The 20,086-nt window shown below is 68.0% G+C and carries 21 protein-coding genes; 8 read left to right on the forward strand and 13 right to left on the reverse strand.

Annotated features, from left to right (window positions below):
• Positions 1-63: 63 nt before the first annotated feature.
• Genes ACIQ1T_RS05330 through ACIQ1T_RS05345 form a run of 4 tightly spaced genes read left to right on the forward strand, consistent with a single transcriptional unit; the run spans position 64 to position 4,359 of the window.
• Positions 64-819, forward strand: a complete 756-nt coding sequence (locus ACIQ1T_RS05330) for a tetratricopeptide repeat protein (RefSeq protein ID WP_395943496.1) — start codon at positions 64-66, stop codon at positions 817-819.
• Positions 820-846: 27 nt separating this feature from the next.
• Positions 847-2,226: a PQQ-binding-like beta-propeller repeat protein gene (locus ACIQ1T_RS05335; protein WP_395943497.1), complete on the forward strand. Its 1,380-nt coding sequence runs from the start codon at positions 847-849 to the stop codon at positions 2,224-2,226.
• A gap of 31 nt (positions 2,227-2,257) precedes the next feature.
• Positions 2,258-3,877: a ribosome biogenesis GTPase Der gene (gene der, locus ACIQ1T_RS05340; RefSeq protein ID WP_395943498.1), complete on the forward strand. Its 1,620-nt coding sequence runs from the start codon at positions 2,258-2,260 to the stop codon at positions 3,875-3,877.
• Between the two features lie 17 nt (positions 3,878-3,894).
• Positions 3,895-4,359: an NUDIX hydrolase gene (locus ACIQ1T_RS05345; RefSeq protein WP_395943499.1), complete on the forward strand. Its 465-nt coding sequence runs from the start codon at positions 3,895-3,897 to the stop codon at positions 4,357-4,359.
• Here the strand turns inward: ACIQ1T_RS05345 and ACIQ1T_RS05350 are convergent.
• The 3 genes from ACIQ1T_RS05350 to ACIQ1T_RS05360 form a co-directional block, all read right to left on the reverse strand.
• Positions 4,356-5,171 (reverse strand): LytR/AlgR family response regulator transcription factor, encoded by an 816-nt coding sequence (locus ACIQ1T_RS05350; RefSeq protein WP_395943500.1) that lies wholly within the window; start codon positions 5,169-5,171, stop codon positions 4,356-4,358. The genes ACIQ1T_RS05345 and ACIQ1T_RS05350 overlap by 4 nt on opposite strands.
• On the reverse strand, positions 5,168-5,836 hold the full coding sequence (locus ACIQ1T_RS05355) for a DUF2306 domain-containing protein (RefSeq protein ID WP_395943501.1): 669 nt from the start codon (positions 5,834-5,836) through the stop codon (positions 5,168-5,170). Before ACIQ1T_RS05355 ends, ACIQ1T_RS05350 begins: the two co-directional genes overlap by 4 nt.
• Before the next feature lie 87 nt (positions 5,837-5,923).
• The gene (locus ACIQ1T_RS05360; protein WP_395943502.1) at positions 5,924-6,802 is read right to left on the reverse strand and encodes an AraC family transcriptional regulator N-terminal domain-containing protein; all 879 of its coding nucleotides are present in this window, start codon (positions 6,800-6,802) and stop codon (positions 5,924-5,926) included.
• Positions 6,803-6,946: 144 nt separating this feature from the next.
• Between ACIQ1T_RS05360 and ACIQ1T_RS05365 the strand changes: the two genes are divergently transcribed.
• Positions 6,947-7,831, forward strand: coding sequence for an oxidoreductase (locus tag ACIQ1T_RS05365; RefSeq protein WP_395943503.1), 885 nt, complete (start codon positions 6,947-6,949; stop codon positions 7,829-7,831).
• Here the strand turns inward: ACIQ1T_RS05365 and ACIQ1T_RS05370 are convergent, their stop codons facing one another.
• Entirely contained in the window at positions 7,832-8,587 is a 756-nt protein-coding gene (locus tag ACIQ1T_RS05370) for an SDR family NAD(P)-dependent oxidoreductase (RefSeq protein ID WP_395943504.1), read from the reverse strand. It lies immediately after the preceding gene.
• Positions 8,588-8,657: 70 nt separating this feature from the next.
• On the opposite strand from ACIQ1T_RS05370, the gene ACIQ1T_RS05375 reads away from it, so the two are divergent.
• Positions 8,658-8,909 carry a CopG family ribbon-helix-helix protein gene (locus ACIQ1T_RS05375; protein ID WP_395943505.1) on the forward strand — a complete coding sequence of 84 codons (252 nt, stop codon included), beginning with the start codon at positions 8,658-8,660 and terminating at the stop codon, positions 8,907-8,909.
• Positions 8,909-9,184, forward strand: a complete 276-nt coding sequence (locus ACIQ1T_RS05380; RefSeq protein ID WP_395943506.1) for a type II toxin-antitoxin system RelE/ParE family toxin — start codon at positions 8,909-8,911, stop codon at positions 9,182-9,184. The genes ACIQ1T_RS05375 and ACIQ1T_RS05380 overlap by 1 nt, the downstream gene beginning before the upstream one ends.
• Before the next feature lie 3 nt (positions 9,185-9,187).
• Here ACIQ1T_RS05380 and ACIQ1T_RS05385 read toward each other — a convergent pair whose 3' ends face one another.
• From ACIQ1T_RS05385 to radA, 4 genes are all read right to left on the reverse strand, one after another.
• Complete coding sequence (locus tag ACIQ1T_RS05385; protein WP_395943507.1) at positions 9,188-9,535, reverse strand: VOC family protein; 348 nt, start codon at positions 9,533-9,535, stop codon at positions 9,188-9,190.
• A gap of 6 nt (positions 9,536-9,541) precedes the next feature.
• Entirely contained in the window at positions 9,542-11,047 is a 1,506-nt protein-coding gene (gene purF / locus ACIQ1T_RS05390; protein WP_395943508.1) for an amidophosphoribosyltransferase, read from the reverse strand.
• Between the two features lie 27 nt (positions 11,048-11,074).
• Positions 11,075-11,671, reverse strand: coding sequence for a CvpA family protein (locus tag ACIQ1T_RS05395; RefSeq protein ID WP_395943509.1), 597 nt, complete (start codon positions 11,669-11,671; stop codon positions 11,075-11,077).
• A 161-nt stretch (positions 11,672-11,832) separates the two neighbouring features.
• On the reverse strand, positions 11,833-13,203 hold the full coding sequence (gene radA, locus ACIQ1T_RS05400) for a DNA repair protein RadA (protein WP_395943510.1): 1,371 nt from the start codon (positions 13,201-13,203) through the stop codon (positions 11,833-11,835).
• Positions 13,204-13,401: 198 nt separating this feature from the next.
• Here radA and ACIQ1T_RS05405 point away from each other — a divergent pair, with 198 nt between their 5' ends.
• Complete coding sequence (locus ACIQ1T_RS05405) at positions 13,402-14,040, forward strand: Yip1 family protein (RefSeq protein ID WP_395943511.1); 639 nt, start codon at positions 13,402-13,404, stop codon at positions 14,038-14,040.
• Here the strand turns inward: ACIQ1T_RS05405 and alr are convergent.
• From alr to ACIQ1T_RS05430, 5 genes are all read right to left on the reverse strand, one after another.
• Positions 14,037-15,077: an alanine racemase gene (gene alr, locus ACIQ1T_RS05410; protein WP_395943512.1), complete on the reverse strand. Its 1,041-nt coding sequence runs from the start codon at positions 15,075-15,077 to the stop codon at positions 14,037-14,039. The two genes, ACIQ1T_RS05405 and alr, sit on opposite strands and share 4 nt — an antisense overlap.
• Before the next feature lie 40 nt (positions 15,078-15,117).
• The gene (locus tag ACIQ1T_RS05415; protein ID WP_395943513.1) at positions 15,118-15,369 is read right to left on the reverse strand and encodes a hypothetical protein; all 252 of its coding nucleotides are present in this window, start codon (positions 15,367-15,369) and stop codon (positions 15,118-15,120) included.
• Between the two features lie 35 nt (positions 15,370-15,404).
• Positions 15,405-16,895, reverse strand: a complete 1,491-nt coding sequence (locus ACIQ1T_RS05420; protein ID WP_395943514.1) for a replicative DNA helicase — start codon at positions 16,893-16,895, stop codon at positions 15,405-15,407.
• Positions 16,896-17,023: 128 nt separating this feature from the next.
• A complete protein-coding gene (locus ACIQ1T_RS05425; RefSeq protein WP_395943515.1) occupies positions 17,024-17,389 on the reverse strand; it encodes a hypothetical protein in 366 nt (121 codons plus the stop codon).
• A 157-nt stretch (positions 17,390-17,546) separates the two neighbouring features.
• Complete coding sequence (locus ACIQ1T_RS05430; RefSeq protein ID WP_395943516.1) at positions 17,547-20,018, reverse strand: TonB-dependent receptor plug domain-containing protein; 2,472 nt, start codon at positions 20,016-20,018, stop codon at positions 17,547-17,549.
• Positions 20,019-20,086: the final 68 nt, after the last annotated feature.

Raw genomic sequence — 20,086 nt, forward strand, 5'->3', positions numbered from 1 at the left:
GGCAAGGGCGAACCTCTAGGGTCCGCGCCGGTTTGCTTTTAGCGATTTTGGGGCGACGTTTCAGTGGTTGATGTCTTCGAGCAGGTCGAGGAGGAGCTTCGCTCCGAAAAGTTGAAGCGTCTGGCCAAGACCTGGCTGCCGATCACGGCCGGTATTCTGGTGGTCGCCCTGGTCGCCGCCCTGGGCTGGTGGGGCTGGGACAGCCTGAACTCCAGCAAGGCGAACAAGGGCGCCGAAGCCTATGATCGCGGCATGGAGGCCCTGCGCGCCGAAAAGCCCGCCGACGCCCGTCTCGCCTTCGAGGAGGCCGTGAAGGCCGGCAACGGCGCCTACAAGTCCATGGCCCTGCAGCAGCAGGCCGGCCTGGCCGTCAGCGCCGACAAGATTCCCGACGCCGTCCGCCTGTTCGACGAAGCCGCCAAGGCCTCCAGCGATCCGATTCTGTCGGACCCGCCCGCGCTCAAGGCCGCCTTCCTGGTCATGGACACCGCCCCCCTGGCTGATCTGGAAGCCCGTCTGACGCCGCTGGCCGAGGACAAGCGCCCTCTGCACGCCTTCGCCCAGGAAGCCCTGGCCCTGGCCCGCCTCCAGCACGGCAAGACCAAGGAGGCCCGCGAGGCCTTCGTCCTGCTGCAACTGGGGCAGGATGTGCCGGACGACGTGCGTCAGCGCGCCCAGGTCGCCATCGCCACCATCGACGCCGGCACGGTAGCCGCGCTGCCCAGGATTGTTGACGAGGCCAAGAAGGCGACTCCGCCGGCCGCCGGCGCCGCCAACGCGCCGACGACCTCGGCTCCGGCTCCGGCTCCGGCCCAATAAGTGACGACTCCTTACAGGACGCCCCAGATGAACCGAGTTCTGAAAGTCGCGCTGATCTGCGGCGTCGCCGCCACCATGGCGTCCTGCGGCACGGTCAGCCGCAACCTGCCCTTCGGCCTGGGCAAGAAGGACGATCCGGGCGCCACCGCATCGGCCGGTCAGCGCATCTCGGTGCTGGAGTTCGAACAGGCCCTGGCCCCGTCGGCCGCCCTGTCGGGCCGTGATTTCTTCCTGCCGGGTCCCCAGGCCGCGACGGCCTGGACCCAGCCGGGGGGAACCTCGGAAAATCTGGTCGAGCACGTCATCGCCGCCCCGGACTTCAAGATCGCCTGGAAGCGCGACATCGGCGCCGGCTCGGCCCGCGTCGGCAATGTCATGGCTCCGGTCGTCGCCGCTGACGGCAAGATCTTCGTGCTGGACGGCGAATCGACCGTCTCGGCCGTCTCGGCCGACACCGGCGCGGTTCTGTGGAAGGCCAACGTCAAGAACGACGAACGTGACCGCAACGGCGGCTTCGGCGGCGGCGTCGCCGTCGCGGGCGGAAAGGTCTTCGTCTCGTCCGGCTATCGTTCCATGACCGCCCTGGACGCCGGAACCGGCGCGGTGGTCTGGACCCAGCAGGTCGATTCCCCGATCCACGGCGCCCCGACGGTGGTCGGCTCCCACGTCTTCGTCGTCGACGTGGACAGCCAGCTGTTCGCCTTCGACGTCAACTCGGGCGCCCAGGACTGGACCTATCGCGGCATCGCCGAGCCGGCCCGCGTCATGCGCGCCTCCAGCCCGGCCGTCACCGGCAATACCGTCATCGCCCCCTTCGCCTCGGGCCAGCTGGTCGCGCTCAGCGCCCTGAACGGCCAGCCGGTGTGGGAACAGACCCTGTCGCGCACCAGCCGCACCAGCGCCCTGTCGGAAGTGCGCGACGTCGCCGGCCGCCCGGTCGTCAGCCGCGGCATGGTTTACGGCGTCAGCCATTCCGGCGTCCTGTCGGCCCTGGACCTGCGTTCGGGCCAGCCCAAGTGGCAGTTGCCGGTCACCGGCATCAACGCGCCTCTGCCGGTCGGCGATGTGGTCTATGTCGTCTCCAAGTCGGGCGAGCTGATCACCGCCAACCGCGACACCGGCCAGATCTACTGGACGCGTGAGCTGAACGAGGGCCGGGCCCGCAAGGTCGGCGGCTTCCTGCGCTTCGGTCGTCGCACCATCACCCCGCAATGGTCGGGCCCGCTGCTGGCCTCGAACCGTCTGGTGATGGTCAACTCCTACGGCGAGGCCGTGGCCTTCGATCCGAAGACCGGCGCCGCCCAGACGACGCTGAAGCTGGGCGCGCCCGCCTATATCGCCCCCGCCGCCTACAACGGCGCCCTCTATGTGCTGACCGACAACGGCCAGCTGATCTGCATCCGCTGATTTTCAGCCCGAAATAGTCTAGAAAGCCGACATGGCTCTTAAGGTCGCCATCGTCGGCCGCCCCAATGTGGGCAAGTCGACCCTGTTCAATCGCCTCGTCGGCAAGCGCCTCGCGCTTGTCGATGATCGCCCCGGCGTGACCCGCGACCGGCGCTACGCCGACGGCAATATCGGCGACATGGATCTGACCCTGATCGACACCGCCGGCTACGAGGACGTCACCGACGACAGTCTCGAAGCCCGGATGCGCGAGCAGACCGAGGCCGCGCTGGACGACGCCGAACTGGTCATGTTCATGATGGACGCCCGCGAAGGCGTCACCTCGCTGGACCGGATCTTCGCCGAACGCCTGCGTCGGGTGCACAAGCCGATCATCCTGCTGGCCAACAAGTCGGAAAGCCGCGAAAGCGGGGGCGGCGTCGGCGAGGCCCACGCCCTGGGCTTCGGCGAGCCGGTCGCCATCTCGGCCGAGCACGGCGAGGGCATGGCCGACCTCTACAAGGCCATCCGCGCCGCTTCCGAAGACATCTTCATCGAAGAGATCGACGAGCCGGACAAGCCGATCCGCATCGCCGTCATCGGTCGTCCGAACGCCGGCAAGTCGACCCTGATCAACCGTCTGATCGGCGACGACCGCCTGCTGACCGGCCCCGAGGCCGGCATCACCCGCGACTCCATCTCGGTCGACTGGCAGTTCGAGGGCAAGAACATCCGCCTGGTCGACACGGCCGGGATGCGTCGCAAGGCGCGGGTGCAGGAGAAGCTGGAGAAGCTGTCGGTCGCCGACACCATCCGCGCCATCACCTTCGCCGAAGTCGTCATCCTGATGATGGACAAGGACGACGCCTTCGACACCCAGGACCTGCAGCTGGCCGACCTGGTCGAGCGCGAAGGCCGCGCCCTGGTCTATGTCGCGTCCAAATGGGACCTGGAAGACGAGCCCCAGGCCCGCATGGCCAAGCTGAAGGGCATGGCCGAGGACAAGCTGCCCCAGCTGAAGGGCTCGCCCTTCGTGGCCCTGTCCTCGCACTCGGGCCGGGGCGTCGAACGTCTGATGCCGGCTGTGCTCCAGGCCTATGACACCTGGTCGGTCAAGGTGAAGACCAAGGACCTGAACACCTGGCTGTCCATGGCCACCCAGCGGCACCCGCCCCCCGCCGTGGACGGCAAGCGGATCAAGCCGAAATACATCGCCCAGACCAAGGCGCGTCCGCCGACCTTCGTGCTGATGGCCAACCGCGCCGAGTCGATGCCCGAGCATTACAAGCGCTATCTGGTCAACTCGATCCGCGAGAGCTTCGACCTGCCGGGCACGCCGATCCGCCTGAACGTCAAGTCCAGCGGGGTGAACCCCTATGCCGAGGGCGGCGCCAAGTCCGGCCCGGAACGCTACAAGGGCGACGCCAAGACCGCGCCGCGCCGCGTCAAGAAAGCCGAGAAGGAAGAGGCCCTGTCCAAACTGCCCGGCAAGGCGCTGGAGCAGAAGAAGACCCGCAAGGCCCAGCCCAAGGTTCTGGGCGGTCTGAAGGCCAGCGCCTCCAAGAAGGCGGGCTCGTCCATCGCCGTCCAGAAGGGCGCCCGCGGCGGCGCCCGCCAGGTCTCGCGCTCCGGCCGGATCCGCACCGGCCAAAAGGGCGGCGCCAAGAAGTGACGGCCGAGGCCTGAGCCATGAGCGAGGCCGCGCCCGTTCTTCCCGAGCGGCCGACCTCGCGCTGGCTGATCCTGGACGGGCAGGGGCGGGTGCTGCTGTTCCACTTCGTCTTCCGGGACGGCCCGCTGGCGGGAACCGCCTTCTGGGCCACGCCCGGCGGCGGGGCCGATCCGGGCGAGACCTATGAGGACGCCGCCCGCCGCGAACTGTTCGAGGAGACCGGCCTGACCGTCGCCGATCCCGGCCCCCAGGTCGGCCGCGTCCGCGTCAGCTTCCGCCTGCCGGACGGCCGCATGGCCGATGTGGATCAGAGGTTCTTCCTGCTGCGCACCGAGGCGTTCGACCTCTCCTCGGCCGGCTGGACCGAGGAGGAGCAGGGCGTTCTGGCCGGGCACCGCTGGTGGTCCGTCGCCGACATTCGCGCCTCGACCGAGACCATCTGGCCCGAGGAACTGGCGGATATGCTGGACGGGCTAGACTAGGCGCGTCCCAGCCGCTCCAGCACGGCGTCGCGATAGGTGCGGCTGACCACCAGTTCGGCGCCGCTCTCCATCGTCAGCCGCCAGGATCCGTCCGACAGGGGCTGCACCCCCGCCACCCGCGCCAGATTGACCAGGCTGGACCGGTGGATGCGTGCGAACAGCCGGTCGTCCAGCCGCGCCTCCAGCCCCTGCAGGGTGTCGCGCACCAGGCCTTCGCGCCCGTCCCAGTTCACCACGACATAATTGCCGGCCGAGGCGAACCATTCCACCGTCCGGGTCTCGACCGAGGTCCGGCTGCGGCCCGTCGAGACCAGCAGTCGGGCCTCGTCCGGCGCGATCCGCCGCGCGGCGTCCAGGGCCTCGGTCAGGATTTCGACCCGCTTCTGCGCCTCGCGCGCCCGACGCCAGTGGGCGGCCGCCAGGCCTGCGGCGATCAGGGCCGTATAGAGCAGCAGGGCGACCGGCAGCCGGTCCACGATCCGCCCCAGCCATTCGCCGGCCGAGGGCTCGCGCTGCAGAAAGGCCAGGCCCAGCCGGGTGTCGAAGGCCGCGATCGCCGGCACCAGGACCAGCATGGCCCCTGTCAGAACCCCCGCCGCCCTCCAGCCCGGCCCCCACAGCCGCATGGCGCCCCACACCAGGACGCCGACGCCCAGCCAGGGCGCATAGGTCAGGGCCGCCCAGATCAGGGAGGTCTCCAGCCCCAGCGCAGGATCGTCCCGCCTCAGATACCAGGCCACCGACAGGACGGTCGCCGCATAGGAATAGGCGGCGAACCCCGCCGTCACGACCGCCGGGGACAGGCGCTTCATGCCAGCTGGGCGCGGCGCCGTCTCACGATCAGGGTCGCCACCCAGATCACGGCCATCGACTGGAACAGGACGGTCGGCCAGAGCTGGCTCCAGGGCTGGGGCAGGAAGGTCAGGAAATTGCCGGAGAAGGCGCTCAGCACCGCCGCATGGGCGCTCAGCATCTTCGCCAGATGCTCGTATCTCCACAAGTCGGGCGAGAAAGGCCAGTCGCGCGGTCGCGAAAACCGCCACAGGTCCCACGCGGCGACCGACAACGCCCCATAGGCCAGGGCCGCCGAGACCACGGGCGGTCCGTCCGACCTGTCCAGGGCGATCAGGGTCAGCACCCAGACCCCTATGCCCAGGGCGCCCAGGGTGGCGATCCAGTCCAGCGGCCTGGCGCGGTCCTCGGCTTGAATGTCCGGCCGCTTCCGGCCCAGCACCCGCACGCCCGAGAACAGGGTTAGCGACGCCGTCGCCGACAGGGCCAGGAAATAGGTGTTGAAATGCAGGGCCGTCATCACCCAGGCGCAGGCCAGCAGGGTCGCCATCAAAGCCACGAAGGCGCGTCCCCATAGCCGATGGGCGCGCGACCCCTTGCGGGTCAGCAGGGGGACGAAGCCGACGACGACCGCGACGAAGCCGGCGGTGATGTGCAGGATCAGGAAGGGCTGGAACAGGGTCATGCCCGCTCCATCGCCGCTGTCTTCGGGCGTTCGCAATGCGCCCGGGACGAGGCGTGGCGGCCAGGGACGAAAGACGGGGACGAACCGTCAGCCGGCCATCAGGCTTTCGCGCATCCGCGCCGCGTCGCGGGCCGGGGGCAGGCCGAACTGGCGGGCGTATTCCCGGCTGAACTGAGACGGACTGTCATAGCCGACGGCGAAACCGGTCTCGGCCGCGCCGTCGGCGCCGCTCAGCAGCCGGGCCCGCGCCTCGCGCAATCGCACCTGTTTGTGGAACTGCAGCGGGCTCATGGTCGTCACCGTGCGGAAATGCCGGTGGAAGGTCGACAGGCTCATGCCCGCCATGTCCGACAGGTCTTCGATCCGCATCGGCCGGGCGTAGTTGTCGATGATCCAGCGGATGGCGCGGTTCACCCCTGACAGCCGGCTCTCGGCCGAGCCGATCTGGCGCATCGTCGCGGCGTGGCGGCTGTTCAACAGCCGCCAGACCAGTTCCCGCTCGATCATCGGCGTCATGACCCCGATCTCGCCGGGCCGCTCCAGCAGGCGCAGCATCCGCGCCAGCGGATCCAGCAGGTCCTCGTCCAGCCGCGTGACATGGATGCCTGACGGGGGCGGCTGGTCCAGCGGCGCCGGCGCGCCCAGCTCCAGCACCAGGGCGGCGATGGTCACGGGGTTCAGGTCGAAGCTCAGGGCCAGATAGGGGGTGTCGATCACGCTGCCGCAGACGGGCAGATCGGCCGACACCACCAGGCAGTCGCCCGCCCGATAGGTGTAGACGACGTCGCCCAGCATCGTCTGTTTGGCGCCCGAGACCATCAGGCACAGCATCGGCTCATAGGCGGCGGCGACCATGCGCGTCGGCGTGTCGCTGCGGTAAAGGCGCAGGCCGGGCACGGCGGACCGCGACAAATCCGGCGGCGCATGACGCGCGATCAGATCCGCCATTTCGGGCAAGAGGTCCATGGCCGTATCCAACGCTCGTCTTCACGCGTGCGCAAGCGGGCGAGGTTGGTTTGACAGGATCATGCAAGACTTCGCCCGGATCGCCCTAACGCCGCCGGGCCGAAAAGGCGTTTTGTCCGTCTCGTCAGACAGAGGAGACATCCCATGACCACCCCAACGCAAAAGACCTGGTTCGTCACCGGCGCGGCCCGCGGCCTGGGCGCCGCTATCGCCCGCGCCGCCCTGGACGCCGGCGACCGGGTCGTCGTCGCCGGACGCAATCGCGACGCCCTGGTCCAGACCTTCGGCGCCGACAGCGACACAGTCCTGTCCCTAGCCCTGGACGTCACTGATCCCGCCGCCATCACCGCCGGGGTCGAGGCCGCCGTGGCCCGGTTCGGCCGCATCGACATCCTAGTCAACAACGCCGGTTACGGCCACATCGGCCTCTTCGAGGAACTGACGGCCCAGGACGACCGCGCCCAGTTCGACACCAATGTCTTCGGTCTGTTCGACATGACCCGCGCCGTCCTGCCGATCATGCGCGCCCAGCGCTCGGGCCATGTGTTCAACATCTCGTCCGGCGGCGGCATGGTCGGCGGGGCGTCCGGCTCGATCTATTGCGCCACCAAGTTCGCGGTCGAGGGCTTCAGCGAGTCCATCGCCCAGGAACTGGCTCCCTTCGGCGTCCATGTGACCATCGTCGAGCCGGGCTTCTTCCGCACCGACTTCCTGGACGCCAGCTCGGTGCGCTACGCCGCCAATCCCATCGCCGACTACGCCGAGGCCTCGGCCGCCATTCGCGGCTTCTACGACGCCCGCAGCCACAACCAGGCGGGCGACCCGGCCAAACTGGGTCTGGCGATGGTGACCCTGGCCAATGCGGAGACCCCGCCGGTGCGCTGGACCGCCGGCACCGACGCCGTGGCCATGGTCGAGGGCAAGATGGCCGGGGTGAAGGCCGAACTGGACGCCTGGCGCGACCTGTCCCTGTCGACCGACGGCGACTTCAGCTTCCTTGAGGAACCGGGCGCCAGCGCCTGGGGCTGATTAAACGAGGGCTTCCGCCGTCGGTCCGGCCTTCCAGTCGCGGAAGCGGATCGTCGGCGGGGGCGTGGCGTCGCCCCGCGCCAGATCGACGACCAACTGGCCGATCTCGGACGGGTGGGGCAGGGTCTGCGGATCCTCGCCGGGGAAGGCCTGGGCGCGCATGGCCGTGCGCATCCGGCCGGGATCGACGATGCTGACGCGGATCGGGGTGCTCTCCACCTCGTCCGCCCAGGCCTTGACCAGGGCCTCGGCCCCGGCCTTGGTCGCGGCGTACATGCCCCAGAAGGCGCGGGGCGTGGTCGCCACGCTGGTGGTGAAATGGATGGCCCGCCCGGCGTCCGACGCCTTCAGCAGGGGCTCCAGCGAACGGATCAGCCGATAGACGGCGGTGAAGTTGACCTTCTCGACCTTGGCGAACTCACGCGGGTCTGCGTGGGCCACCGGCGTCAGGCCCGACGGTCCCATGGTCGCCGCCGCCTGGACCCAGATGTCCAGCTTCCTGAACCGTTCGAAGATCGCCCCGCCCAGCCGGTCTATCCCGCCCCCGTCCACCAGGTCGAACGGCACCAGGGTCGCGTGTTTGCCGGTGGCGGCGAATATGGCGTCGTCCAGCTCCTCCAGCCCCCCTTGCGTCCGGGCCGTGGCGACGACGTGCGCGCCCGCCTTGGCCAGGGCCAGGGCGCTCTCGTAGCCTATGCCGCGCGAGGCCCCGACGACGAGGGCGATACGGTCCTTGAGGGGCAGGGCGTCGGTCATGCTTCGCTCGTAGAAGTGGCGATGCGGACGGTCAATGTGTTAGTCTGAAGCCCATTCTAGCGAGGCGCCCATGCCCAAGACGGCGACCCTGACCCTTGAGGTCAGCCAGGACCTGAAGGATCGGCTCGACCTGTTGGCCGAGAAGACCAATCGCACCCCCGACGCCCTGGTCGACAGCGCCGTCACGGGCTTCGTCGACCGCGAACTGGAATATCTTCGGGGCATCGAGGAAGGGCTGGAAGACTTCCGAACGGGGAATGTCGTTTCGCACGAGGAAGCAATGCGCCGGATCCGCGAGACGATCGCCAAATACGAAGTCTGATGCGGACGGTCGTCTGGTCGAACCGGGCGTCCCTCGAACTGGCCCGCGCCATCGACTATCTGGCGCAACGCAATCTACACGCCGCGCAACGGATCGAAGCTCGGATACTCGAGACCGCCGAAAAGCTCGCGCGCCGACCCATCGGCAGGCCGGGCCACTTGCCCGACGTCTATGAGAAGCGCGTCACCGACACGCCCTATCTGATGTACTACACGCTGGACGAAAGGCGGATCGTGATCCTTCGCCTCTTCCACACCGCTCAGGATCGTGGGTGAGGTTCAGCCCTTCGGCGGCGACCACAGGCTGAAGCTGGCGCCCTGATCGTCGCAGACGACCACGTTGCGGCCCGACGGCGCGTCCGACGGGATCGCCGCCTGTCCGCCCAGTTCGGTCACACGCTTCGCCGCCGCGTCCACGTCCGCGACCTGGAAGAACAGATGGGAGAAGTCCTTCTTCTCGCCCTTGACGAGGCCGAAGGCGGTCTCGCCTTCCGCGCCCGCCGCCTGGACGTGAGTATAGGTCGGCGTATCGTGTTCGAACGTCCAGCCGAACAGACCGGCGTAGAAGACCTTCGCCTTCTCGACGTCCGGCGTCTCTATGAAGAAATAGCCGAGGCGGTTGTCCATCCCGCCTTAAGCGCTGACGAGCAGGGAAAGTTGCCGCGCCGAGAATTCCCGGCCGCCTTCCTCGATCTCGCGATCCAGCAGACGGGTGGGATAGTCGCCGGTGAAATAGTGGTCGGTGAACTGCGGATGGGCGTTGTTGCGGCCCTTTTCGCCCATGGCGCGGTACAGGCCGTCGATGGACAGGAAGCCCAGGGAGTCGACCTCCAGCAGTTCGCGCATCTCTTCCAGCGTCTTGTTGGCGGCCAGCAGTTGGGCCCGTTCCGGCATGTCGATGCCGTAGAAGTCGGGGAACAGGATCTGCGGGCTGGCCGAACGCAGGTGGACCTCGATCGCGCCCGCCGCGCGCACGGCGCGGACCAGTTTCACCGAGGTCGTGCCGCGCACGATGGAGTCGTCGATCAGCACCACCCGCTTGCCGGCCAGAGCCGACTTGTTGGGGCTGTGCTTCATCCGCACGCCCTTCTGACGGGCGCCCTGGCTGGGCTGGATGAAGGTGCGGCCCAGATAGTGGCTGCGGATGATGCCCATCTCGTAGGGGATGCCGCTTTCCTGGGCGTAGCCCAGGGCCGCCGGCACGCCTGAGTCGGGCACCGGCACGACGATGTCGGCCTCGACGCCCAGTTCGCGGGCCAGGCCCCGGCCCATCTCCTTGCGGACTTCATAGACCGAGCGGCCGTTCACCACCGAGTCGGGGCGAGAGAAATAGACATATTCGAACAGGCAGGGGCGGGCGGCGCGGGCCGGGAAGGGCTTGATCGATTCCAGGCCGTTCTCGTCGATGACCACGACCTCGCCGTGTTCGACGTCGCGCACGAAGGTCGCGCCGATCATGTCCAGGGCGCAGGTCTCGGACGCCAGCACCCAGGCGTCGCCGACCTGGCCCAGCACCAGCGGGCGAATGCCCAGCGGGTCGCGCGCGCCGATCATCTTGTGACGGGTCTGGGCGACCAGGGCGTAGCCGCCTTCGATCCGCGCCAGGGCGTCGATGAAGCGGTCGACGATCTTGGCCTTACGCGAACGGGCGATCAGGTGAAGAATGACTTCCGAATCCGACGTCGACTGGAAGATGGCGCCTTCGCCGACCAGTTGGGCGTGCAGGAATTTGAAATTGGTCAGATTGCCGTTGTGCGCCAGGGCGATGCCGCCCTGGTCCAGATCGGCGAACATCGGCTGGATGTTGCGCAGGAAGCTGCCGCCGGCGGTGGAGTAGCGGGTGTGGCCCACGGCCGCCCGACCCGGCATCCGGGTCATCAGGTCGGCGCCGCCGAAGGCTTCGCCCACCAGGCCCTGGTGGCGTTCGGTGTGGAACCGCTCGTCCTTGACGCTAGCGATGCCGCAGGCTTCCTGGCCGCGATGCTGCAGGGCGTGCAGGCCCAGGGCGACGATGGCGGAGCCTTCGTCCTCTTCCGCCCCCCAGACGCCGCAGACTCCGCACTCGAGGCGAAGCTGGTCGTCCTCCGGCTCGCGCCAGTGCTCGCGGTGAACGACGGGATCGGCGATATGGTGGCGCATCGTGGGGCTCCGATGACCGGGGGAAACTTACGGGGCGGCGTCGCGCGGCGAGTTAGTCTCGGTTTGCGTCCGAGGCAAGGCTTGGTCGTTCGAAAACCCTTTGCGCACGGATGAATCGACCACGGGTGTGATCGCATCGGCGCCCCGCCCGATCCCGGGCAGGATGATCTGGATGGCCTTCGCGCCCACCGCGCTGACCTTGTAGAGGGCGGCCTCGCTCAGCCAGCGCGGCGTCCGCTCGCCCGGCATGGCCGCGACGATGACCAGATGGACGGCTCCCAGCAGCACCAGGGCGCGGCCCGCGCCGACGAAGACGCCGATGAACCGGTCGACTCCGCCCAGTTGCGGGTGGGCCTGGGCCCGCTTCGACAGGAAGGAGCCGAAGATGCGGATGCCGAAATAGATGATCAGGAAGGTGACGATGGCCGCCAGGATGGTCCCGGCCCAGTCCGGATCGACCAGGGCCCGTCCCAGCATCGCCGTCCACGGCAGGGACACCAGGGCGACCAGGGCCGCCAGCAGGGCGCTGAGCAGGGTGATGATCTCGCGCACGCCGCCGCGAACCCAGCCGGCCGCTGCGGAGAACAGGATCACCACTATGGCGAAGACGTCGTAACCGGTCACTTGATCTCGACTCCCGTCATCCTCGGGCTTGTCCCGAGGACCCACGGCAAGGGGCGCACCACTGATCGCACGGGCGGCATGATCGTAGAAGCGCCTTTCAGGCTCGAGATTGCGGACGCCTAGGCCCTCGGGACAAGCCCGAGGGTGACGGCTCGAATGGATCAATACCTGTTCTGAGAGATTCGTTCGACCACATCCGTCAATCGGGTGACGGAGGTCACCTTCACCCCCTTGGTCTTGGCCGCAAGGGTCGGACCCAGCACCTGGTCGAAGCCCAGTTTCTGCGCCTCGCGCAGTCGCGCCTCGGCCCGGCCGACGCTGCGGACCTCGCCCGACAGGCCGATCTCGCCGAAGACGACGCAGCCCTGGGGCAGGGAGACGCCGGTCGCCGAACTGATCAGGGCCGCCGCCGCCGCCAGATCCGCAGCGGGTTCGTTGATCCGCAGACCGCCCGCGACATTCAGATAGACGTCCTGATCGCCGAAGCCGAAGCCGCAGCGGGCCTCCAGCACGGCCAGCACCATGGCCAGCCGCCCCGTCTCCCAGCCGATCACGGCCCGACGCGGCGTGCCGTATGCGGATTTGGACACCAGGGCCTGCATCTCGACCAGTACGGGCCGCGAGCCCTCGATCCCGGCGAAGACGGCCGCGCCCGGCGCTCGTTCCTTGCCCTCGCCCAGGAACAGGGCGGACGGATTGGCCACCTCGCGCAGGCCGCTGTCGCCCATTTCGAACACCCCGATCTCGTCGGTGGCGCCGAAGCGGTTCTTGCCGGCGCGCAGGATGCGGAACGGATAGCCGCGCTCGCCCTCGAAGGTCATGACGGCGTCGACCAGATGTTCGACCACGCGGGGGCCGGCGACCTGACCGTCCTTGGTGACATGGCCGACCAGGACCACCGCCACCCCTTGCGTCTTGGCCAGCCGCACCATCTCGCCGGCGCAGGCCCGGACCTGGGTGATCGAGCCCGGCCCGCTCTCGTGCACGTCGGACCACAGGGTCTGGATGGAATCGACGATGACGATGTCGAACTGTTCGCGCTTCAGCGTGCCCAGGATGTCGCGCAGGGCCGTCGCCGCCGCCAGATTGACCGGCGCCTTCTCCAGCCCCATCCGCTTGGCCCGCGCCCGGATCTGTTCGACCGCCTCCTCGCCCGAGATATAGGCGATGCGCGAGCCGCGCAGGGCCGCCTTGGCCGCCACCTCCAGCAGCAGGGTCGACTTGCCGACGCCGGGGTCGCCGCTCAGAAGGATCGCCGAACCCGGCACCACCCCGCCGCCGCAGACCCGGTCGAACTCGGCCACGCCCGTGGCGATGCGCGGGGGCTCGGGCGTGTCGGATTCCAGCGTCTCGAACTGCAGTCCCCGCCCGCGCGCCGAGGCCGCCGCAGACGGCTTGATCGCGCCGGGCGGCGCCGAACGGCTCTCCTCCGTCAGGGTGTTCCACTGGCCGCAGGACGAACACTGGCCTGACCATTTGCCGTGCACCGAGCCGCAGGACTGACAGACATAGAGGGCGGAATCGCGAGCCATGGGCTTCCTTAGCAGACGGGCAGGGCGGGCGGGCCGATTCGCCCGCGTCACACCGGGACTTTGCCTCTGCTCCACGTCATTTTCGGACGCAGGCAACCTTTGCCGTAGCCGCGGGTTGAGAGCCTGTCGCAGAACGCTTGCATCCGAAGGCGACGCGACGTCAACTTCCGGCTCCGTACACAAGTCCAGAGGCATCCCATGACCGACCCGACGACCCCCTCGTCGCAACCCGCCGTCGACCCGGCCCTGATCGCTCGCATCAAGGGCATCATTCTTCAGCCGAAGGCGGAATGGCTGCGCATCGACGGCGAGTTCGCCACGACCAAGAGCCTGTTCACGAAATACGCGATGATTTTGGCCGCCATCGGCCCAATCTGCAGCCTGATCGGCGGACAGATCCTGCCCGTGTTCGGCACGCCCATGCCGATCATCGGCGCCCTGCTGGTCGCGGCCGTCAGCTATGTGCTGTCCCTGGTCGCCGTCTATGTCCTGGGCCTGGTCATCAACGCCCTGGCGCCCAGCTTCGGCGGAACCCAAGATTCGACCCAGGCGATGAAGGTCGCGGTCTATTCCTGGACGGCCGCCTGGCTGGTCGGCGTGTTCGGCATCATCCCGATGCTCGGCATCCTCGCCATCCTGGGTCTCTACAGCTTCTATCTGCTATATTTGGGCTTGCCGATCCTGATGAAGGTCCCGGCCGAGAAGGCGGTCGGTTATTTCGTCGTCACCGTGATTCTGGGCATCGTTCTCACCGTCATCATCAACACCATCGTTTACACCATCGGCGCCAGCTTCCTGGCCGCCGGCGCCATCGGCGCGGCCATGGCGGGCGGTTAAATATCCACGTAGGCGCGGCCCACGCGCGGGGCGACCGAGGTCAGAAGCTCATAGCTGATGGTCCCGGCCGCCTTCGCCGCCGCGTCCAGCGGCCGGTTCGCGCCGAACAGTTCGACCCGGTCGCCGACCGTGACCTCCAGCCCGGTCACATCGATCGCGCAGACGTCCATCGAGACCCGGCCCAGCAGCGGACGGGTCTCGCCGGCGATCCAGCCGGCGCCGTCCGGGCTGTAGGCGCGCATCACCCCGTCGGCGTAACCGGCCGCCACCGTCGCAACCCGCACCGACCGGTCGGCGATGAAAGCGCGGGAATAGCCGAGGCTCTCGCCGGGCGAGACGTCGCGCACCTGCAGCACCTCGGCGCTCAGCGTGGCCACCGCCGCAATCCGGTCGTCGGGCCGGCCCTGCGGCCCGCCGCCATACAGGCAGACGCCCGGCCGCACCGCGTCGAAGCCGTAGTCCGCCCCCAGAAAGCAGCCGCCCGAATTGGCGAACGACCGGGTCGCGCCCGGATAGCGCCGGGTCGCGATCTCGAAGGCGTCGCGCTGGCGCCGGTTCATCGGCTGTTCCGGTTCGTCGGCGCAGGCCAGGTGGCTCATGACCAGAGTCAGGCCCGCGAACGGTTCGGGCGCGTCTTCGGGCCGGAAGCCCAGCCGGTTCAGCCCGGTGTCGATCTGCAGGCCGCAGGCGCCGCCGCCGGCCGCCGCCCAGGTCTGCATCTGCACCGGCTGGTTCAGCACCGGCCGCAGGTCCGCCGCCTTCAGCGCCGGGGCCGCGTCGCCGTGGCACCCGTCCAGCACATAGATGACGGGTTCGCCGCCAAGGGCCGTCCTCAGCGCCACGCCCTCGGCCGCCCGCGCCACGAAGAAGGTCCGCGCGCCTTCGGCCATCAGCCGTCTGGCGCAGGCGGCGGCGCCCAGTCCATAGCCGTCGGCCTTGACCACCGGATGCACGGGCGCGCCGGCGACGGCCTGAAGCGTGTGGAAATTGCGCGCCAGGGCGCTCAGATCGACGGACAGCAAGGCGGGGGAGGGCATGAGGCCCTTATGGCGCAAGTCGCCCGCGATGGAACAGGCCTCAGTCCTCGTCGGCGAACGGCGGCGGCAGTTGTCCGGACTTGAAGATGATGGTCGGCTGTTCGTCGTAATCGCCCATCTCGGTGTCGGCCGAGACCGAGAAGGCCACCACCCCCAGCCGCAGCGGCGCCAGGCGTTCGGCCTTGCGCCGGGCCTCTTCGGCGTCCTTGCAGCCCACCTGGGGCTCGGCCCTCAGGGCCTTGCCGCGACCCTGGACATAGGTCTGGAGGATATAGACGGTTTCACTGGCCATCTGCATCCAAGGGGCCTGTTCGCGCCCCGCGTCAACTACTCGTAGCTGACTTCCTCATAGCCGTGCGCCAGGTTGCCGAAGCGGACGGTGTCGGCGTCGAAGGCCAGTTTGACGATGCCGATGGGGCCGTGGCGCTGCTTGCCGATGACCACTTCGGCCTGACCCTGCAGCCGGTCCATGTCCTGCTGCCATTGCAGGTGTTCCTCGGTGCCCTCGCGCGGTTCGGCCCGGCCCAGATAATAGCTCTCGCGATAGACGAACATCACGCAGTCGGCGTCCTGCTCGATCGAGCCGGATTCCCGCAGGTCCGACAGTTGCGGCCGCTTGTCGTCACGCTGTTCCACCTGACGCGACAGCTGCGACAGGGCGATGATCGGCACCGACAGCTCCTTGGCCAGGGCCTTCAGGCCGCCGGTGATCTCGGACACCTCCTGCACCCGGTTCTTCTGGCCGCCGCCGTCGCCGGTGGTCACCAGCTGAAGATAGTCGACGATGATCAGGTCCAGCCCGTGTTCCATCCGCTTCAGCCGTCGCGCCCGCGCCGCCAGCTTGGAGATGGACAGGCCGCCGGTGGCGTCGATGTAGAGAGGGCTCTCGCCGATCTCGACCGCCGCGTCGCGCAGCTTGCCGAAGTCCGAGGCGTCGATCTCGCCCTTGCGCAGCTTGTCCGAGGACACGCCGGACGCATCGGCCAGAATACGCATGGCCAGCTGTTCGGCGCTCATTTCCAGCGAATAGAAGGCGACCACCCCGCCGTTGACCGTCTTGCGGCCCTCGGGCGTCGGCTCCCACTGATAGGCGCGGGCCACGTTGAAGGCCATGTTGGTGGCCAGGGCCGTCTTGCCCATCGACGGACGCCCGGCCAGGATCAGCAGGTCGGACGGGTGCAGCCCGCCCAGTTTCCGGTCCAGATCGTTCAGACCCGTGGCCAGACCGGCCAGCTTGCCCTCGCGCTGATAGGCTTCGGCCGCCATCTGAACCGCGCCGGACAAGGCGTGGGAAAAGCTTACGAAACCGGACGACGGCTTGCCCGTCTCGGCCAGGGAATACAGGGTCTGTTCGGCCTGTTCGATCTGTTCGTCGGCGGGCGTCTCCGGATTGGGCGCCTCCTTGATGATCTCGCCGCCGATGCGGATCAGGTCGCGGCGCAGGGCGGTGTCATAGACCACCCGCGCATAGTCGGGGGCGTTGGCCGCCGGCGGCGCCCGGTCCACCAGATCGGCGAAATAGCGCAGGCCGCCGAACTCCTGGAAGGCCGGATCCTGCTTGAACCGCTCCATCAGGATGGTCGGCTCGGCCAGCATCCCCTGGCGGATATGGTCCTCGATCGCGTCGAACAGCCGCTGGTGGAAGGGTTCGTAGAAGTGCGAACCGCGCAGCCGGTCGCTGAGCCGTTCGAACACGCCGTTGTCGAACATCAGCGCCCCCAGCAGGGCCTGTTCGGCCTCCAGGTTGTGGGGCATCGAGCTGACGCCACTGGAATCCATCGGGGACGACGAGAAGGGCATGGGGGCGAAGGCGTTCATTGCTTAACGCTTTATCCCTCGCACGCGCCTGCGTCAGTCGCGGACGTCGCCGCGACCGTGGACAGATCGCCCACCCTGTGGGTGAACGGGAATTCCTCAATCCTGACGGACGGACCCCGGCGGGGGCGTCAGGTGCGGCAGGGATACAGTTCCGCCATCCATTCCCGCATCGCCTGGGTCACGCTGATGTTGCGACGCGCAGCCGGTATGGCGTTGAACCGCCCCAGGATCTGATCAGGCGAGAAGCCGACCTTGTCGGGCATGCAGGTAGCCGAAGGCCGCCCCGCCGCCTGGGCCGCCGTCTGTTCCGCCCGCACCGTCCGCGTCGCCCCCTTGAACTCGTTCATCAGCCGCCGCGTATCGGACCGCAGCAGGGCGGTGGGGTTCTGGGGAATACGGTCGGCCGTGGTCAGGAACTCCTGCACCGTCATCGCCTGCGCCGCCCCGGCGACCAGCGAAAGGGCCAGGACCCCTACGATCAGCTTGGTCTTCATGCGATCCCCTCCGCAAGTGAAAGGACAAGCTTGACGGTGACACTATGGCGCAACCGAGGCGCGTTCGGCTTCGCGCATGAAGACTTGGTCATCTTCGCCGCCCGCCACGAAAAAGGGCGCTCCGAAGAGCGCCCTTTCCGTCCGTGATCCCGATGGATCAGAAGCTGTAGCTCAGACGCGCATACAGGAAGCGACCGTTGAAGCCGAACGGCGAGTAGCTGGGGAAGCCCACCGAGCCCGTCGTGCCGTTATTGGCCGTGGGCGTATATTCGGGATATTCGTCGAACAGGTTGTTTACGCCCACCGCCAGGCCGACGCCCATCGGGAACTGATAGCGGCCTTCCAGGTCCACCAGGGTCTTGTCGCCTGTCTCATAGTCGAGGCCAGCCGAGTTGTTCGCGACCAGGACGCTTTCGTAGTAGGTCGCCTTGGCCGAAACGCCGAAGCCGCCCAGGGTCCAGTCCACCCCGCCGACGACCTTGGCGCCCGGCGTGCCTTCCTCAAACGCCAGGATGTTGGCGCGGTCGAACAGATAGAATTCCGACGTGGACGGGGCGCCGGCCGGCGGTGTCGGCGTGGCGGTGACTTCGGTGGTGTTGAAGTTCCCGGCGACGGTGAAGTCGAAACGGCCATAGTCTGTCGGCAGGCGATAGCGGCCGACGACGTCGACGCCCTCGGTTACCGTATCCACGCCGTTCAGGAAGAAGCGGGCGGCGCTGACGCCGTAGGCCGCCTGGAGTTGGTTGTTGATGATCGCGGCCTGTTCGGCCGACTGTCCGGCGCGGCTTCCCGTGCCGCCCAGATTTTCGGAATAGACGATCCGGTCCTCGAGCTCGATCCGATAGGCGTCGATTGTCAGCTCCAAACCTCCGGCCCGGAAGACGCCCCCGACCGAATAGTTGATCGAGGTTTCCGGCTCCAACGGGCGAGAACCCAGGGAAATCGCGATGGGATCGTCGACGCGGAAGGTGCCGGCCTGGATCAGGGCGGTGCCGGCCGTCGTCGTCACCAGATTGGTGGCGGTGTAGCTGAAGAACTGTTGTTGCAGCGCCGGAGCGTGGAAGCCGGTGGAAACCGCGCCGCGCAGGGCGAACGCACGGTTGAAGTCGTAACGGGCGGAAACCTTGCCGGTGAACTGGTCCCCGAAATCGGAATAATCCTCGTATCGACCGGCGACGCCGACCGTCAGACCCTCCGTGAGCTTGCCCTCCAGATCGACATAGGCGCTCCAGTTGTTACGGTCTTCGTCGGCGACGTTCGCCGGGGCAAAGCCCGGGAAACCCTGTGAGCCGAGTGCAGCGGTCGGCGTTCCGCCCGTTCCTCGATTGTAGGAGGCGGGCTCGCCGGCATAGACCTCGAAGCTCTCGGTCCGATACTCGACACCGAAGGCGAGGTTCACGGGTTCGTAGAGGCCGAGCTCCAGCGGCTTCACCCCATCGATCCCGAACGTCAGTTGATCATACTTCAGGCCGCCGGCGTCGAACTCCTGCTGCGAGGCTGGACCATAGGAGGCGTTCAGCGAGTTGGTGACGCGATAATCCAAGACATTGCGCCCGTAGCCGACCGAGATGTCCCAATCGACGCCGGCCGCCTCGCCCTTCACGCCGCCATACAGATTGTAGTCGACGATCTCGGTATTGATCAGCGGCAGGAACCCGTTGGGATAGATGGACTGAACATTGTTGCCGGCGTTATAGGCGCGCGCGGTCGCACCGGACTCGCTCTCCTTGTGCTGTATGCCGCCGAAACCATAGGCTTCCCAGTCGGCGTTGATCGGCTTGCCCGCGTTGAACCACAGCGACTGGGATTCCACGGCGGGGTCGCCGAACCGGCCCAGCACGGTGTTCGCGCCGCCGCCGTTCACCGCCGCAGCGTCGGCGTAATCCGATCGGTTGGTCGGGTCGCGCTTTTGCAGTTCGCCGGACACTGTGACGAAGCCGTCCTCGCCCAGAGGCAGGCCGACCCAGCCGGCCAGCGAGATCTGTTCGCCGTCGGTCCGTTCGTGCGAGCCGCGCGCCGTGTCGAACTCGGTATCGTAACGACCGTAGTTCAAGGTCAGGCCGCCGCCCTCGCGGGCCTCGCGCAGACGCAGGTTGATGACGCCGGCGATGGCGTCGGAGCCATACTGGGCCGAGGCGCCGTCGCGGAGAACCTCTACCGAGCCCAGGGTCACCGAAGGAATGGTGTTCAGGTCGAAGGCGGTGGAACCGCGCCCCAGGGCGCCGTTGACATTGACCAGGGCGCCGACGTGTCCGCGCTGCCCGTTGATCAACACCAGGGTCTGGTCGGGCGCCAGGCCGCGCAGGGTGGCGGGTCGGACATGGTCCGAACCGTCCGAGATGGCGGGGCGGGGGAAGTTGATCGATGGGGCGGCGGCCGCCAGGGCGGCGGCGGTTTCCGTGCCCGTGCCGTTGCGGCTCAAGGTCTCGCCGGTGATCACATCGACCGGGGCGATCGTATCCAGACGCGTGCGTCCGACGGCCCGCGTTCCGGTGACGATGATCTCGCCGACCTCGGCCGTGTCGTCGACGGGTGGGGTCGCCTCCTGGGCGAAGGCGTGCGGCGCGGACATCAGTGCGGTGGTGGAGGCGAACGCCAACAGGACGGAACGACCGGAAAACAACTTCATGAATATCCCCAAACGGTAGCGGCCTGACTTATGGGGCGGCGATCGGCCACGACTTCGGCGCCCGGGCC

The organism is Brevundimonas sp., assembly GCF_044336875.1.
Classification (GTDB): Bacteria; Pseudomonadota; Alphaproteobacteria; order Caulobacterales; family Caulobacteraceae; genus Brevundimonas.